This is a genomic window from Curtobacterium sp. MMLR14_010, assembly GCF_001865015.1.
Taxonomy (GTDB): domain Bacteria; phylum Actinomycetota; class Actinomycetes; order Actinomycetales; family Microbacteriaceae; genus Curtobacterium.
Genome location: NZ_MJGV01000046.1, coordinates 271,166 through 285,760, shown reverse-complemented (window position 1 = coordinate 285,760; position 14,595 = coordinate 271,166). Strand labels below are relative to the sequence as shown.

The following is a 14,595-nucleotide window of genomic DNA, read 5'->3' as shown; positions in this document are numbered from 1 at the left end:
GGACGACCCCGACCACCCGACCGGACGACCCCGACCACCCGGCCTGGCCGACCCCGCAGGCACGACGCGCCCCGGGCCTCCCGGCAGGTCAGCGCAGGACGTGCGCCCGGTGCACGAGCGCGGCAGCCCCGATGAGGGGGCCGTCCTGCGACAACCCCGTCGGGACGATCTTGACCTTGGTCACGAAGCCGAACTCGACGCGCTCCGCGACGGCCTGCCGCGCGTACTCGAACAGGTCCGGCGTGACGTGGGAGAACCCGCCGCCGATCGCCACGACCTCGAGGTCGACGAGCGACGTGGCGGCAGCGATGGCCTGCCCGAGCGCCCGCCCGCTGCGCTTGACGGCAGCAACTGCGATCGCGTCCCCGGCAGCGTAGGCCGCCGACAGGTCCTCGCCGGTCTCCCCGGTGAAGCCCTGGCGCCGCGCCCAGGCGACGGTCTTCGGGCCGCTGGCCACAGCCTCCAGGCAGCCGGTGCCGCCGCAGGCGCACGGGTCGTCGAACCCGCCGCACTCGACGTGGCCGATGTGGCCGGCGTTGCCGGTCGGTCCGCTCACGGTGCGGCCGTGCAGGATCAGGCCGCCGCCGACGCCGGTGGACACGATCATGCCCATCACGTGGTCGTGGCCCTGCGCGGCGCCGAGCCAGTGCTCGGCGAGCGTGATGGCCAGGCCGTCCATCCGCAGCACGACGGGCGTGCCGGCGGGGACGTGGGCGGCGACGCGGTCGCGGAGTGGGTAACCGCGCCAGACCGGCATGTTGAGCGGCGAGACCCGGCCGTTCACCTCGTCGACGGGTCCCGCGGAGCCGATGCCGACCCCGGCCAGCGCGGCGCCGTCCGGCAGCGCGCCGAGGGCGTTCGTGACGGCCTCGTCGACGGCGGCCTGGAGCTCGTCCGACGTCCGCTGCGGCCCGGTGGGGCTGCGGAACCGGCTGCCGGGCAGGACCACGCCCTGCTCGGTGACCAGCGCGGCCTCGACCTTGGTGCCGCCGAGGTCGACGGCGAGGGCCAGCGACCCGCTCAGGTCGTCGGGGGCAGGTGCGGGGTTCGACATGGGCGCTCCGATGCGTCGGACTGGAGGCTCGGAGCAGCTTCTCGACGCAGCGTCACGTCGGGCGCACCGGGCCGGTGCTGGTGGGTGCGGGTCAGTAGGAGGTGGTGTCGTCGCCGACACCGGAGGCGGCGCCGGTCGCGATGCGGTGCGCGACCTCGTCGAGGATGCGGGCCGAGGCACTCGTGCCGATCCGGTCGGCGCCGGCGTGCACCATGTCGACGAGGGTGTCGAGCCCGCGGACACCGCCAGAGGCCTTCACGCCCGTGTCGGCACCGACCGTCTGGCGCATCAGCGCGATGTGTTCGGTCGTGGCCCCGCCGCCGGCGAACCCGGTCGAGGTCTTCACGAACGCGGCACCACCAGCGACGGCGGCACGGCTGGCGGCGACGATCTCGTCGTCGGTGAGGAACGCGGTCTCGAGGATGACCTTCACGACGGTGTCCCCGGCGGCGTCGACCACGGCGCGGACGTCGTCCTGCACGCGCTGCCAGTCACCGGACTTCGCCGCGCCGACGTTCTGCACCATGTCGAGCTCGAAGGCGCCGTCGGCCAGGGCCTGCAGCGACTCGGCGACCTTGGTCGAGGTGGTCGTGGTGCCGTGCGGGAAGCCGATCACGGTGCCGACGCCCACGCCGGTGCCCTGCAGCCGCTCGACCGCGTGCCGGACGTCGCTCGGACGGACGCACACGCTGAACACACGGTGGGTCGCGGCCTCGTCGAGCTGCGCGTCGACGTCGGCGCGGGTGAGCTCCGGCTTCAGGATCGCGTGGTCGATGAGCCGACGGACGGCGTCGGCGGTGACGGAGAAGGGTGCGTTGTCCACCGGGCAAGCCTAGCCTCAAGGGGCAGCGCGTACCGTGCCAGGCATGCGCGTCCTCGTCACCGGGGCCACCGGCTACATCGGCGGTCGTCTCGTCCCACACCTCCTCGACGCCGGACACTCCGTCCGCGTCCTCGCCCGCACCCCGCAGAAGCTCGACGACGTCCCCTGGCACGACCGGGTCGACGTCGTGCAGGGCGACCTGCAGGACGCCGACGCCGTCCGCACCGCCGTCGACGGCATCGAGGCGGTCTACTACCTGGCCCACGCGATGGGTGCCGACGGGGACTTCGAGGAGGCCGAGCGGGACGCTGCCCAGACGATGGCTGACGCCGCGGAGACCGCCGGCGTCCGTCGCTTCGTGTACCTCGGCGGCCTGCACCCGGAGGGCGAGCTCTCGAAGCACCTCCGCAGCCGGAAGGAGGTCGGCGACATCCTCCTCGGCTCCGGCGTCCCGACGATCGCCTACCAGGCAGGCGTGGTCATCGGCTCGGGCAGCACGTCGTTCGAGATGATCCGGCACGTCACGGACGTCCTGCCCTGGATGCCCGCGCCGCGTTGGGTGCGCAACCGCATCCAGCCGATCGCCGTGCGCGACGTCCTCTACTACCTCGTCAAGGCGCTCGACATCCCGGAGGAGGTCAACCGGACGTTCGACATCGGCGGTCCCGACGTCCTCCGGTACGGCCAGATGCTCAACGGCTACGCGGTCGAGGCCAAGCTCCCGCAGCGCCCCATCAGCCCGCTCCCCGTGATGACCCCTGGCCTCGCTGCCCACTGGTTCAACGCCGTGACCCCGATCCCGCGCAAGCTCGCGACGCCGATCATCGAGTCCCTCCAGTTCGAGTGCGTGCAGCGCGAGCACGACATCGACGACGTGGTGCCCCGTCCCGAGGGCGGGCTCACCTCGTACCGGCGCTCCGTGCGGCTCGCGCTGACGAAGATGCGCGCCGGTGAGGTCACCACGAGCTGGCGCAACGCCACCCTGACCGGCACCGCGGACCCGCTGCCCAGCGACCCGGACTGGGCGGGCCACACCGTCTACGTGGACGACCGCAACCGGCACTCGTCGGCACCGCCCGAGGCCGTCTGGAGCGTCGTCGAGTCGATCGGCGGCGAGAACGGCTGGTACTCCTTCCCGCTGGCGTGGGTCGCCCGCGGCTGGATGGACAAGGTGCTCGGCGGCGTGGGCCTGAGCCGTGGCCGTCGCGACCCGAAGCGCCTCGAGCAGGGCGACGCGCTCGACTGGTGGCGCGTCGAACGGCTCGACCGTGGGCACTACCTGCGACTGCGCGCCGAGTTCAAGTCGCCCGGACGCGCCTGGCTCGAGATGACCGTCACCCCGACCGATGACGGTGGCTGCGACTACCACCAGCGGGCGATCTACTTCCCGCAGGGGCTGGCCGGACGCCTGTACTGGTACGGGATCCTGCCCTTCCACGGGGTGATCTTCCCCGGCATGGTGGAGCGCATCACGGCCAGGGCCGAGCGCGAAGCGCACCGCACGGACTCGACGCAGACCAACCGGACCGAGCAGAATGGGTCCCGCGCGCCGTCGCACGAGGAGGCATCATGACCGAGAACGACCGAGAACTGGTCCTGTTCCTGGGGGACAGCATCACCGAGGGCGGCTCCTGGGACCAGCGCCTGCCGAACGAACGGACCCTGAACCAGGGCATCGGCGGCGACACCACCGACGGCGTCCTGGCCCGGATCGACTCCGTGGTCGCGGCCGCTCCCGACGTGATCGTGCTGCTCATCGGCACGAACGACTTCGGCAACCACCGCAAGAGCGCCGAGCACGTCGTCCGCAACGTCGAGACGATCCTGGTCACGCTCCGTCGCGAGCTCCCGGGTGTCCGGCTGCTGCTCGTGTCGATCCTGCCGCGGCAGGCCGACCACACACCCCGCATCGAAGAGGCCAACCGGCACCTGCGGCAGTTCGTCGCGACGTGCCACGCGCAGTACCTCGACGCGTGGCCCGCGCTGGCCGACGGCGACCACCTGTCCGAGAAGTACACCGAGGACGGTCTGCACCTCAACGACGAGGGCTACCGGGCCTACGTCGACGAGCTCGTGCCGGCCCTCGAGCGTCTCCGCGGCCTGCCGCCCATGTCCCGCTCGATGACGGCGATCGAAGTGGACGAGGCCTCGGCCTGATGGCGGCGCGGAAGGGACGGCCCGCGGTCGGGTCGTCGCTCGGGGCTGCTCGTGGGTCCTCCTTCGGGGCCGGGGCGACCGGGGACCGTGCGGCCGGCCCTGGAGCCGACCGGGCTGGGACCGCAGGGCGCGCTCGTGGCGCTGGTCGAGCCTCCCGTCCCGTTCCGGACTTCACCCGGCCGGCACTGGCACCCGGCCTGATCGCGGCGATCGTGCTGCTTGCCTGCGTGGCGTTCCTGGACGCTCCGGCGTTCGTCGCCGTCCGCTGGGTCGTGACGGTCCTCGCGCTCATCGTCCTGGTGTTCGCGCTCCGGGGCCGTGCCTGGTGGGCCCTCGTGGTGACCGCCGCGATCGCCGTCTGCTGGAACCCGCTCGTCACCGTGCCGATCCCCGGACAGGTGTGGGCCGCGCTCCAGTTCGTCGCCGCGGCGCTCTTCGTGGTGATGGGCCTGGCGGTCAAGGTGCCCCGGACCACGGACACACCGGCCGCCCGATAGGATCGCTGGGGTCGGGTGCAGGTCCCGACCGCACGACCAGAAGGGCATGGATGAGCAACGAGACCGAGCCGGTGACCGAGAGTCCTCTGCTGCACCCTCGACCGTCCTCCGGCGGTCTCGACCGGTCCGACGTCGTCCTCCGCAAAGGACGCTTCACGCTGTTGAACGGGCACCTCACGCCGCAGCAGTCGATGATCGAGGACCTGCTCTTCCTCGACGACGCGCTCACCGCCGGCGACGTGGACCACCTGCTCATCCGCGGCAACGACCAGCGCCCGGTGATCGCCCTCGACGAGCGTGACCGGCAGCGCGCCGAGTCCGCCGTGATGGACGCCGCCGTGGGGGAGCCCTTCTACGCCAAGCCCCCGGGCAAGCCGGCGGTCCTGGTCGTCGACGACGGCCTCGGCCCCGTCGACGAGACCGTCCTGCGGGTGTTCCGGCCCCGGCTCGAGCCCATCGGACGGCTCCGCTACGGCGCCGAGACGAGCGTCCAGATGGAGTTCTGGCGGGTGACGGACACCGAGGTCCTCGCCCCCGTCGAGAACGCCCTGATGCGCCGCAGCCTGCCGATCGAGGAGTTCGTCCTCGTCGACATCGAACGCTACGGCCGCACGTGGCAGACCGTCGAGCACATGTTCGACGACCACGTCTCCGACATCCGCTTCCCGATCGACATCGTGTTCTCGTGGGTCGACGGCAACGCGATCGAGTACCAGCGGGCCCGCCAGGCAGCGCAGTCCTCGGCCGTGCTCGGTGAGGGCGACGACGCCCCCGCGCGCTTCCGGCAGATCAACGAGCTGAAGTACGCCCTGCGCTCGGTCTACATGTACGCGCCGTGGGTGCGGACGATCTACATCGCGACCGACTCCCCGGCGCCGGCCTGGCTCGCTGACCACCCCCGCGTGCGCATCGTCCGGAGCGAGGAGTTCTTCGCCGACCCCTCGGTGCTCCCGACGCACAACTCGCAGGCCGTCGAGTCGCAGCTGCACCACATCCCGGGCATCAGCGAGCACTTCGTCTACTCGAACGACGACATGTTCTTCGGCCGACCGGTCGACCCGTCGGTGTTCTTCAGCCCGGGCTCGGTGAGCAAGTTCCTCCTCGCCGACACCCGGATCGGCCTCGGGTCGAACAACCCGCGCCGCAGCGGCTTCGAGAACTCGGCTCGCGTCAACCGCCGACTCCTGCAGCAGCGCTTCGGGGCCGTCACCACGCGCCACCTCGAGCACGCGCCGACGCCCCTCCGTGCCAGCATCATGACGGAGATGGAGCACGAGTTCGCCGACGAGTTCCGCGCCACCGCAGCCTCGCGCTTCCGTGCTGCCGAGAACATCTCGGTGACGAACTCCCTGTACCACTACTACGCGCTGCTCACGGGCCGGGCGATCGTGCAGGAGAACGTCCCGGTGGGCTACATCGACACCACCATGCTCTCCGGGCTCCGCGAGCTCGAGGACCTGCTCAAGAAGCGGAACGCCGACTTCTTCTGCCTCAACGACGGCAGCTTCCCCGAGGTCAGCGACGACGAGCGCACAACCCGCGTCACGGACTTCCTCGAGCGCTACTTCCCGTTCCCGGCGCCGTGGGAGCGCCCCGACGCGGACTGAGGCTGGTCGGGGGCTCGGCCGCCCGCGGTGAGATCGCACTCCGTGTCGCCTCCGGTCCTCCGGAGCCGACACGGAGTGCGACTTCACCGTCCAGGGGTCGGGTCCGCCCTGCTTCGGCCTGGAGGCTCGCCCCAGGTCCGCAGGGCAGCGTGCGTCCGGCGTCGCGACCGGTCACGACGCCCCGCTCACGTCCGGCGAGCGGTCACCGTGCGCCGCTCCCGCGGCTTGGCAGCGACGACTTCCGACCGCTCGGCGGCGCCGCCCGGCGGGGCGGGCGGGGTCAGCGGCGGATGGGGGAGACGGGCACCGAGTCGAGGGTGAAGACCGGGATGCTCGACGTGACGGGGGCCGGCTCGACGGCCGCGGGGATCGTGACCCCGGCGGCAGCGAGTCGGGCCTCGGTCTCGTCGGAGGACACCGGCTGGCCGACCGTGTTGTACGTCCCGATGGGCACGACGGAGTGCACGGCGGTGTGGCCGTACACGTGGACGAGGTTGAACGACTGGGCGCCGTCCCGACCGCGGGTGCCGCGCCGGAACTCGTTGAGGTCCTGCGTGTAGCACGTGGCACTCGCGACGGACACCGGGATCCCGGCGAACACGGCGCTGGTCGAGTAGTGCAGGTGTCCGGCGATGATCGTCAGGACGTCCGAGCCCTCGAGGACCTCGGCGAGGGCCTGCTGCTCGCGGAGCTCCACGAGGACGGTGAGGTCCTGCACGCTCGGCACCGGCGGGTGGTGCATGGCGAGGACGGTGCCGTGTGGTGCGGCCTCGGAGAGCACCTCTGCGAGCCAGTCGAGCTGCTCCGGGGTGACCACGCCGTGGTGTGCTCCGGGGACGCTGGTGTCGAGCGTGATGACCCGGAGACCGTTGACGTCGTACACGAAGTCGACGGGACGGTCGGTGGGCTGCAGGCCGAAGAGCTCCTGGCGGAACGCCCCGCGCTCGTCGTGGTTGCCCATGGCCCAGATGACCTGGGCGCCGATGCGGTTCGCCGCCGGTTCGATGATCTGTCGGACGCGGGCGTAGGCGCCCGGTTCGCCCTTGTCGGCCACGTCACCGGTGACGACGATCGCTTCGGGCCGAGCGCCGGAGGCCTCGATCTCGTCGATGATCTGCGTCAGCCGGGCGGCGGAGTCAACGGCCCCGTAGAGGTCGCCGTCGCCCGCGATGAGGTGGGTGTCGCTGAGGTGGAGCAGGAAGTGGTTCGGCCTGGGGTGTTCAGCCGTCCGGGCGTCCATCGGGTTCTCATTCCGTTGGTGGTTCCTCGGCAGAGGATCTCCCGCTGGGGGAGTGCACGGTGCAACACATTGCCACATCGTCCTGGAGCAGTCCAACACGCGACGTTGAATCGCAGGTGAACCACAGACGGCGTGTTGTCGCTGCAAACGAAACGCCCCCGTCCACGAAGTGGACGAGGGCGGTTCGTTCTTGCCGAGGAGTCAGTGCCCGCCGGCTCCGACCTGCGGGGCCTGGTGGCTGCCCTCGAGGTCAGGACCGTGGTGCGCAGCGTGAGCGGCGTCCAGCTCGGCCTTGGAGACCGGGGCGATGCGGTCCTCGAAGAAGAAGCGCGTCATGCCGGCGCGGACCTTCTGCGCGGGCGTGATCTGTCCCTTGGCGTTCGGGCGGATCATCAGCGGCTTGTACTCGTTGAACTGCAGCAGGCGCCAGCGCTCGTACTCGTCGAGCTGCTCGTGGACCTCGATGTACTCGCCGTGCGGGAGGCGGACGATGCGGCCCGACTCGTAGCCGTGCAGCACGATCTCGCGGTCCTTCTTCTGCAGAGCGAGACACACGCGCTTGGTGATCCAGAAGGCGAAGAACGGGCCGAGGACCGTCGTGGCCTGGATCACGTGGATCACGTGGTCGACCGACACCATGAAGTGCGTCGCGATGATGTCCGAGCTCGCCGCTGCCCAGAGGCTGGCGTAGAGCGTGATGCCGGCGGCACCGATCGCGGTGCGGGTCGGGGCGTTGCGGGGACGGTCGGCGAGGTGGTGCTCGCGCTTGTCACCGGTGACCCAGGCCTCGACGAACGGGTAGACGAACATCGCCAGGATCAACGCGGACAGCAGCGCGATGGGGACCAGCAGGTTGAAGGAGACCGTGTAGCCGAACCACAGGACTTCCCAGTGCGGCGGGATCAGACGGAGCGCACCGTCCGCGAAGCCGATGTACCAGTCAGGCTGGGTACCGGCGGACACGGGCGAGGGGTCGTACGGGCCGTAGTTCCAGATCGGGTTGATCGTGAACAGCGTGGCGATGAGGGCGAGGATGCCCGCGACGATGAAGAAGAAGCCACCGGCCTTCGCGGCGAACGCCGGGAGGATCGGGACGCCCACGACGTTCTCGTTGGTCTTGCCGGGGCCCGCGTACTGCGTGTGCTTGTTGATCACGACGAGCACGAGGTGGACACCGAGGACCGCCACGAGGATCGCCGGCAACAGCAGGATGTGCAGCGTGTACAGACGCCCGACGATCGCGGTCCCGGGGAACTCACCGCCGAACAGGATGTAGCCGATCCAGACGCCGATCACCGGGATGGCCTCGATCATGCCGACGATGATGCGCAGACCGTTGCCGGAGAGCAGGTCGTCGGGGAGCGAGTAGCCCGTGAAGCCCTCGGCCATGGCCAGGATCCACAGCACGAAGCCGAAGACCCAGTTGAGCTCGCGGGGCTTGCGGAAGGCGCCGGTGAAGAACACGCGGGCCATGTGCAGCATCACGGAGGCCACGAAGAGCAGCGCCGACCAGTGGTGGATCTGCCGGACGAAGAGGCCGCCGCGGATGTCGAACGAGATGTCGAGCGTGGACTGCAGGGCCGTCGACATCGCGACGCCCTTGAGCGGGATGTAGGAGCCGTTGTAGACGACCTCGGCCATCGACGCCTGGTAGAAGAACGTCAGGAACGTCCCCGACAGCAGGATGACGACGAAGCTGTACAGCGCCACCTCACCGAGCATGAAGCTCCAGTGGTCAGGGAAGATCTTGCGCCCGACCTCCTTCACCAGGCCGGAGATGCTGGTCCGCTCATCGATGTAGTTGGAGATCCCGCCGATGATGCGGGACCCGCGCTCCGGAGCCGGCTTGGTGCTGGTCTCCGGTGCTCGTGTCGTGGTTGTGGTTGTCATCAGCGTGCACGCTCCCAGAAGGACGGCCCGACGGGTTCGTGGAAGTCGCTCTGCGCCACCAGGTAGCCGTCGTCGTCGATCGCGATAGGAAGTTGGGGGAGGGGACGGGCAGCCGGTCCGAAGATGACCTCGCAGTTGTTCGAGACATCGAAGGTCGACTGGTGGCAAGGGCACAGCAGGTGGTGCGTCTGCTGCTCGTAGAGCGCGACCGGGCATCCGACGTGGGTGCAGATCTTGGAGTACGCGACGATGCCGTCGTAGCCCCAGTTCTCGTGCCCCTTCGCCGGGTTGAGGTCCTTCGGGTCGAGGCGCATGAGCAGCACCGCGGCCTTCGCCTTCTCCTCGAGCATGTGCTCCTTGTCCAGGAGCCCGTCGGGGATGACGTGGAAGACAGAGCCGATCGTGACGTCCGATGCCTTGATCGGGAGTCCGGTCGGGTCCTTCGTGAGACGAGTCCCCTTGGCCCACATGGTGTGGCGGAGGAGCTCGTTCGGGTCGGCAGCGGGTGCGAGGTCACGCACGAGCACGATGCCGGGGAGCGGGAACGCGACGAGCGCGCCGATCATCGAGTTGCGGATCAGCTTGCGACGGCTGAAGCCGGACTCCTTGTCGGCGAGCTGGAAGGCCTCGACGGCCTTGGCGCGCGTGGCGTCGGTCCCACGGGTGGGGTGGCGCAGCTCGGTAATCTCACGGTCGGTGACGAGGGACTTGCCCCAGTACACGGCGCCGATGCCCAGCGAGAGCAGGGCGAGCGAGATCGAGAGGCCGAGGAAGAGGTTGGCGAGGCGGACCGTGCCGAAGTCGTCGGCCTTGATCGGGAACGCGATGTACGCGGCGATCGACAGGACGCTGCCGACGATCGACAGGTAGAAGAACGTCGCGACCTGACGCTCGGCCAGACGGGCCTTCTTCGGGTCGACGTCGGTGCGACGCGGACGGTGCGGCGGCTCGCCCGGGTTCTCGAACGGTTCCGCGGGGACGACCGCGGTGCCGCCGCCGACCGATGCCGCATGCCTCTCGACAGCCGAGGACGAGTTCAGCGCCTCGTCGTCGTGCTCTGCCATGGTGTTCCCTTCAGTGTCGTGCGACACGGACGATCAGTTGGACTTCGCGGTCAGCCACACGGTCATCGCGACCACTGCGCCGAGTCCGAAGATCCAGATGAACAGACCCTCTGCCACCGGACCGATGGACCCGAGGGCGAACCCGCCCGGCGACTTGTTGTCCTGCACGTACTTGAGGTACGTGATGATGTCCGCCTTCTGCTCCGGCGTGATGTTCAGGTCGTTGAAGACCGGCATGTTCTGCGGGCCGGTCTGCATGGCCTCGTAGATGTGCTTGCCGGTGACCGACTCGAGATTCGGCGCGTACTTGCCCTCGGTCAGGGCACCACCGGCACCGGCGACGTTGTGGCACATCGCGCAGTTGATGCGGAAGAGCTCGGCACCCTCGGCTGCGTCACCGTCGGCACCGCTGGTGAGCGACTCGGACGGCACGGACGGGCCGGGGCCGAGGGAGGCGACGTACGCCGCCATCGCGTCGACCTGGTCGTTCGTGAACTGCGTGGGCTTCTCTTCACCCTGGGGGCCCTGCTGCGCGAGCGGCATGCGACCGGTGCCGACCTGGAAGTCGACCGACGCGGCGCCGACGCCGATGAGCGAGGGACCCTCGCTGGTGCCCTGTGCAGACAGGCCGTGGCACGTGGCGCAGTTGGACGCGAAGAGCTTCTCGCCCTCGTTCACCTGCGACTGGCTCGACGCGGCGACCGTGCTGACGTTGTCGTCGGCGCTGGCCGTGGAGCTGAACAGGGCGTAGGCCCCGCCGGTCGTCATGAGACCCACGACGATGAGCGAGACGGTCGCCACGGGGGAGCGACGGCCCTGCTTCTTGGACTTGCTGCTGTTGAACATGCGCTTGGTGCTGTCCGTTTCCTACTTGAGAAGGTAAATGACGGCGAAGAGGCCGATCCAGACCACGTCGACGAAGTGCCAGTAGTACGACACGACGATGGCCGTGGTGGCCTCCTTGTGACCGAAGTTCTTGGCGGCGAAGCCACGACCGATCGTGAGGAGGAAGGCGATCAGGCCACCAGTGACGTGGAGGCCGTGGAAGCCGGTGGTGAAGTAGAACGCGGAGCCGTAGGCGCTCGAGGAGAGCGTGATGCCCTCGTGCCAGAGGTTGGCGTACTCGAAGATCTGGCCGCAGACGAAGATCGCACCCATGCAGTACGTGACGAAGAACCACTCCGTCATGCCCCAGTCGGTCGGCTTCCAGCTGGTGCGGTGCACCTGGAAGCGCTCGGCTGCGAAGACGGCGAACTGGCACGCGAAGCTGGACAGCACCAGGATGATCGTGTTCACCGAGGCGAAGGGGACCTCGAGGCTGGCGGTCTCACGCGCCCAGAGCTCGGGGGAGGTGCTGCGCAGCGTGAAGTAGATCGCGAACAGGCCGGCGAAGAACATGACCTCGCTGCCCAGCCACACGATCGTCCCCACGGCAACGGGGTTCGGCCTGTTGAGGACCGTACCGCTGGCTGGTCTGGAGAGAGGGGTGCTTGTCACAAGCTCCATTATGGCCGAAACCACCGACAGTGTTTTGCCAGTCAACTGGCGGGTCGTTCGAAAACAGTACGATCGTCGGCATGTCTGACCTCCTGACCTGGCCCGTGGTGATCAGTGCGCTCATGGCGCGCGAGGACCTGAGCATCAGACAGTCCACATGGGCCATGGAGGAGATCGTCGCCGGGCGCGCCACCGACGCGCAGATCAGCGGCTTCGCGGTGGCCCTCCGCGCCAAGGGCGAGACGGTCGACGAGGTCGTCGGCTTCCGCGACGCCATCCTCGAGGCAGCGGTCCCGCTGGACGTCGACCCGATGGCGCTCGACATCGTCGGCACCGGCGGAGACGTCGTCGGGACGGTCAACGTCTCCACGATGGCGGCCGTCGTCATCGCCGCCGCCGGGGTCCCCGTGGTCAAGCACGGCAACCGGGCGTCGTCGTCGAAGAGCGGCTCGTCGGACGTCCTCGCGGCCCTCGGGCTCGACCTGACGATGGACGCCGAGCGCGTCGCGGAGACGTTCCGCCGGGTCGGTCTGACCTTCGCCTTCGCCAGCGCCTTCCACCCCGGGTTCGCCCACGCGGCCTCCGTGCGGCGCGAGATCGGCGTCCCGACGGTGTTCAACTTCCTCGGCCCGCTCGTCAACCCCGCCAGGTGCGAGGCCAACGCGGTGGGCGTGGCGCAGCTCGAGCTCGTGCCGATCATCACGGGCGTGTTCCAGACCCGTGGTGCGACGGCGCTCGTGTTCCGCGGCGACGACGGCCTCGACGAACTCACGACGACGGGCCACAGCCACATCTGGGAGGTCACCGGCGGTCGTGTCACTGAGCACGACCTCGACCCGCGCGACCTCGGCATCCCCCGTGCCCGGACCGAGGACCTGCTCGGCGGCGAGCCCGAGGTGAACGCCGCGATCGTCCGTCGGGTGCTCGCCGGGGAGACCGGCCCCGTCCGCGACATCGTGCTGCTGAACGCCGCCGCCGGCCTGGTCTCGTTCCGTCTGGCGCAGGACCCGACCGAGTGGGACCGTCCGATCCTGCACCGCTTCCGGGAGCAGCTCGTGGTCGCGGCCGAGGCGATCGACTCCGGCGCGGCCGAGCAGAAACTCGCCGACTGGGTCGGCGCCGCGTAGCGCTGAGCGGACAACGCCGGGAGGCCCGGTGCCGGTCCATGGGACCGGCACCGGGCCTCCGAGCTGTTCAGTGCTGTGGAACCTGCTTACTGGACGTCCTCGTCGACCCAGTCGAAGGTCTTCGTGACGGCCTTCTTCCACAGACGGAGCGTGCGCTCGCGCTCCTCGGCGTCGAGCTGCGGCTCCCAGCGGGCGTCCTCCTGCCAGTTGGCACGGAGTTCGTCGAGGTTGGCCCAGAAGCCGACGGCGAGGCCGGCGGCGTAGGCGGCACCGAGCGCGGTGGTCTCGGCGACGACCGGACGCACGACGGGCACGTTGAGGATGTCCGCCTGGAACTGCATGAGGGCGCTGTTCGCCGTCATGCCGCCGTCCACCTTGAGCTCGGTCAGGTCGACACCGGAGTCGGCGTTGACCGCGTCGAGCACCTCGCGGGTCTGCAGTGCTGTCGCCTCGAGGGCGGCACGCGCGATGTGGCCCTTGTTGACGTAGCGGGTCAGGCCGACGATGGCACCGCGGGCGTCGGGGCGCCAGTACGGCGCGAAGAGTCCGGAGAACGCCGGCACGAAGTACACGCCGCCGTTGTCCTCGACGGTCTTGGCGAGGGCCTCGACCTCCGGCGCGCTCTGGATGAGCCCGAGGTTGTCGCGGAGCCACTGGATGAGCGACCCCGTGACGGCGATCGAGCCCTCGAGCGCGTAGTGGGTCTCGCCGTCGCCGAGCTTGTAGCCGACGGTGGTGAGCAGCCCGTTCTCCGAGCGGACGATCTCCGTGCCCGTGTTGAAGATGAGGAAGTTGCCGGTGCCGTAGGTGTTCTTCGACTCGCCCTTGTCGAACGCGGCCTGGCCGAACGTCGCTGCCTGCTGGTCGCCCAGGATGCCGGCGATCGGGACCTCGCGGAGGAGGCTGGAGGACTCGACGTGGCCGTAGACCTCGGAGGAGCTGACGATCTCGGGGAGCATCGACTTCGGGACACCGAAGTCGGCGAGGATGTCGTCGCGCCACTGCAGCGTCTCGAGGTCCATGAACAGCGTGCGGGACGCGTTGGTGACGTCGGTCTTGTGGACGCCGCCGTCGGTGCCACCGGTCAGGTTCCAGAGGACCCAGGTGTCGGTGGTGCCGAAGAGCAGGTCGCCCGCCTCGGCCTTCTCGCGCGCACCCTCGACGTTCTCGAGGATCCACATGATCTTGGTGCCGGCGAAGTACGTGGCCAGGGGCAGACCGACGACCGACTTGTAGCGGTCGGTGTCGCCGGCGGCGAGCTTGTCGACGATGGCCTGCGTGCGGGTGTCCTGCCAGACGATCGCGTTGTAGACCGGCTTGCCGGTGGTCCTGTCCCAGACGACCGCGGTCTCGCGCTGGTTCGTGATGCCGACCGCCGCGACGTCGTGGCGGGTGATGTCGGCGCGGGACAGTGCCTGGCCGATGACCTCACGGGTGTTGTCCCAGATCTCGCTGGGGTCGTGCTCGACCCACCCGGCGCGCGGGAAGATCTGCTCGTGCTCCTTCTGACCGCTCGACACGATCGAGCCGGAGTGGTCGAAGACGATGGCGCGGGTGCTGGTCGTGCCCTGGTCGATGGCGACGATGTAGTCGGCCATGGGTGCTCCTTCTGGGTGGTCGGTGCTGCGGTCGGCCCCGG

General features: G+C 69.6%; 13 protein-coding genes. 5 read left to right on the top strand and 8 right to left on the bottom strand.

The genetic code is table 11. The features are described from left to right. Positions 1 to 88: 88 nt before the first annotated feature. Both BIU98_RS09850 and deoC read right to left on the bottom strand, forming a co-directional pair. Positions 89 to 1,054, bottom strand: coding sequence for an ROK family protein (locus BIU98_RS09850; protein ID WP_071275415.1), 966 nt, complete (start codon positions 1,052 to 1,054; stop codon positions 89 to 91). Between the two features lie 91 nt (positions 1,055 to 1,145). Further along, positions 1,146 to 1,877: a deoxyribose-phosphate aldolase gene (gene deoC / locus BIU98_RS09845; RefSeq protein ID WP_071275413.1), complete on the bottom strand. Its 732-nt coding sequence runs from the start codon at positions 1,875 to 1,877 to the stop codon at positions 1,146 to 1,148. A gap of 43 nt (positions 1,878 to 1,920) precedes the next feature. Here deoC and BIU98_RS09840 point away from each other — a divergent pair, with 43 nt between their 5' ends. From BIU98_RS09840 to BIU98_RS09825, 4 genes are read left to right on the top strand one after another with little or no spacing between them, the layout of a single operon-like run. Then, a complete protein-coding gene (locus BIU98_RS09840; RefSeq protein WP_083393149.1) occupies positions 1,921 to 3,450 on the top strand; it encodes an SDR family oxidoreductase in 1,530 nt (509 codons plus the stop codon). After that, positions 3,447 to 4,034 (top strand): GDSL-type esterase/lipase family protein, encoded by a 588-nt coding sequence (locus BIU98_RS09835; protein ID WP_071275409.1) that lies wholly within the window; start codon positions 3,447 to 3,449, stop codon positions 4,032 to 4,034. The genes BIU98_RS09840 and BIU98_RS09835 overlap by 4 nt, the downstream gene beginning before the upstream one ends. Then, complete coding sequence (locus BIU98_RS19425; RefSeq protein WP_175481332.1) at positions 4,034 to 4,531, top strand: DUF6804 family protein; 498 nt, start codon at positions 4,034 to 4,036, stop codon at positions 4,529 to 4,531. Before BIU98_RS09835 ends, BIU98_RS19425 begins: the two co-directional genes overlap by 1 nt. A 50-nt stretch (positions 4,532 to 4,581) precedes the next feature. Continuing rightward, entirely contained in the window at positions 4,582 to 6,138 is a 1,557-nt protein-coding gene (locus BIU98_RS09825; RefSeq protein WP_071275407.1) for a stealth conserved region 3 domain-containing protein, read from the top strand. Positions 6,139 to 6,418: 280 nt separating this feature from the next. Here the strand turns inward: BIU98_RS09825 and BIU98_RS09820 are convergent, their stop codons facing one another. From BIU98_RS09820 to BIU98_RS09800, 5 genes are all read right to left on the bottom strand, one after another. Beyond that, positions 6,419 to 7,378: a phosphodiesterase gene (locus BIU98_RS09820; protein WP_071275405.1), complete on the bottom strand. Its 960-nt coding sequence runs from the start codon at positions 7,376 to 7,378 to the stop codon at positions 6,419 to 6,421. A 201-nt stretch (positions 7,379 to 7,579) separates the two neighbouring features. Continuing rightward, positions 7,580 to 9,268, bottom strand: a complete 1,689-nt coding sequence (locus BIU98_RS09815; RefSeq protein ID WP_071275403.1) for a cytochrome bc complex cytochrome b subunit — start codon at positions 9,266 to 9,268, stop codon at positions 7,580 to 7,582. Further along, on the bottom strand, positions 9,268 to 10,332 hold the full coding sequence (locus tag BIU98_RS09810) for a ubiquinol-cytochrome c reductase iron-sulfur subunit (RefSeq protein ID WP_071275401.1): 1,065 nt from the start codon (positions 10,330 to 10,332) through the stop codon (positions 9,268 to 9,270). Before BIU98_RS09810 ends, BIU98_RS09815 begins: the two co-directional genes overlap by 1 nt. Before the next feature lie 33 nt (positions 10,333 to 10,365). Further along, positions 10,366 to 11,178 (bottom strand): cytochrome c, encoded by an 813-nt coding sequence (locus BIU98_RS09805; protein WP_071275399.1) that lies wholly within the window; start codon positions 11,176 to 11,178, stop codon positions 10,366 to 10,368. A gap of 21 nt (positions 11,179 to 11,199) precedes the next feature. Next, positions 11,200 to 11,838 carry a heme-copper oxidase subunit III gene (locus BIU98_RS09800; RefSeq protein WP_071275397.1) on the bottom strand — a complete coding sequence of 213 codons (639 nt, stop codon included), beginning with the start codon at positions 11,836 to 11,838 and terminating at the stop codon, positions 11,200 to 11,202. A gap of 71 nt (positions 11,839 to 11,909) precedes the next feature. Between BIU98_RS09800 and trpD the strand changes: the two genes are divergently transcribed. Continuing rightward, complete coding sequence (trpD, locus tag BIU98_RS09795) at positions 11,910 to 12,956, top strand: anthranilate phosphoribosyltransferase (protein ID WP_071275395.1); 1,047 nt, start codon at positions 11,910 to 11,912, stop codon at positions 12,954 to 12,956. 86 nt (positions 12,957 to 13,042) lie between these two features. Here trpD and glpK read toward each other — a convergent pair whose 3' ends face one another. Then, complete coding sequence (gene glpK, locus BIU98_RS09790; protein WP_071275393.1) at positions 13,043 to 14,554, bottom strand: glycerol kinase GlpK; 1,512 nt, start codon at positions 14,552 to 14,554, stop codon at positions 13,043 to 13,045. Positions 14,555 to 14,595 lie beyond the last annotated feature (41 nt).

Excerpts from the sequence above, each read along its gene's own strand:
- BIU98_RS09850 (WP_071275415.1), bottom strand. The coding sequence starts at position 1,054 with ATGTCGAACCCCGCACCTGCCCCCGACGACCTGAGCGGGTCGCTGGCC.
- BIU98_RS09840 (WP_083393149.1), top strand. The coding sequence starts at position 1,921 with ATGCGCGTCCTCGTCACCGGGGCCACCGGCTACATCGGCGGTCGTCTC.
- BIU98_RS09835 (WP_071275409.1), top strand. The coding sequence starts at position 3,447 with ATGACCGAGAACGACCGAGAACTGGTCCTGTTCCTGGGGGACAGCATC.
- BIU98_RS19425 (WP_175481332.1), top strand. The coding sequence starts at position 4,034 with ATGGCGGCGCGGAAGGGACGGCCCGCGGTCGGGTCGTCGCTCGGGGCT.
- BIU98_RS09825 (WP_071275407.1), top strand. The coding sequence starts at position 4,582 with ATGAGCAACGAGACCGAGCCGGTGACCGAGAGTCCTCTGCTGCACCCT.
- BIU98_RS09820 (WP_071275405.1), bottom strand. The coding sequence starts at position 7,378 with ATGGACGCCCGGACGGCTGAACACCCCAGGCCGAACCACTTCCTGCTC.
- BIU98_RS09815 (WP_071275403.1), bottom strand. The coding sequence starts at position 9,268 with ATGACAACCACAACCACGACACGAGCACCGGAGACCAGCACCAAGCCG.
- BIU98_RS09810 (WP_071275401.1), bottom strand. The coding sequence starts at position 10,332 with ATGGCAGAGCACGACGACGAGGCGCTGAACTCGTCCTCGGCTGTCGAG.
- BIU98_RS09805 (WP_071275399.1), bottom strand. The coding sequence starts at position 11,178 with ATGTTCAACAGCAGCAAGTCCAAGAAGCAGGGCCGTCGCTCCCCCGTG.
- BIU98_RS09800 (WP_071275397.1), bottom strand. The coding sequence starts at position 11,838 with ATGGAGCTTGTGACAAGCACCCCTCTCTCCAGACCAGCCAGCGGTACG.
- trpD (WP_071275395.1), top strand. The coding sequence starts at position 11,910 with ATGTCTGACCTCCTGACCTGGCCCGTGGTGATCAGTGCGCTCATGGCG.
- glpK (WP_071275393.1), bottom strand. The coding sequence starts at position 14,554 with ATGGCCGACTACATCGTCGCCATCGACCAGGGCACGACCAGCACCCGC.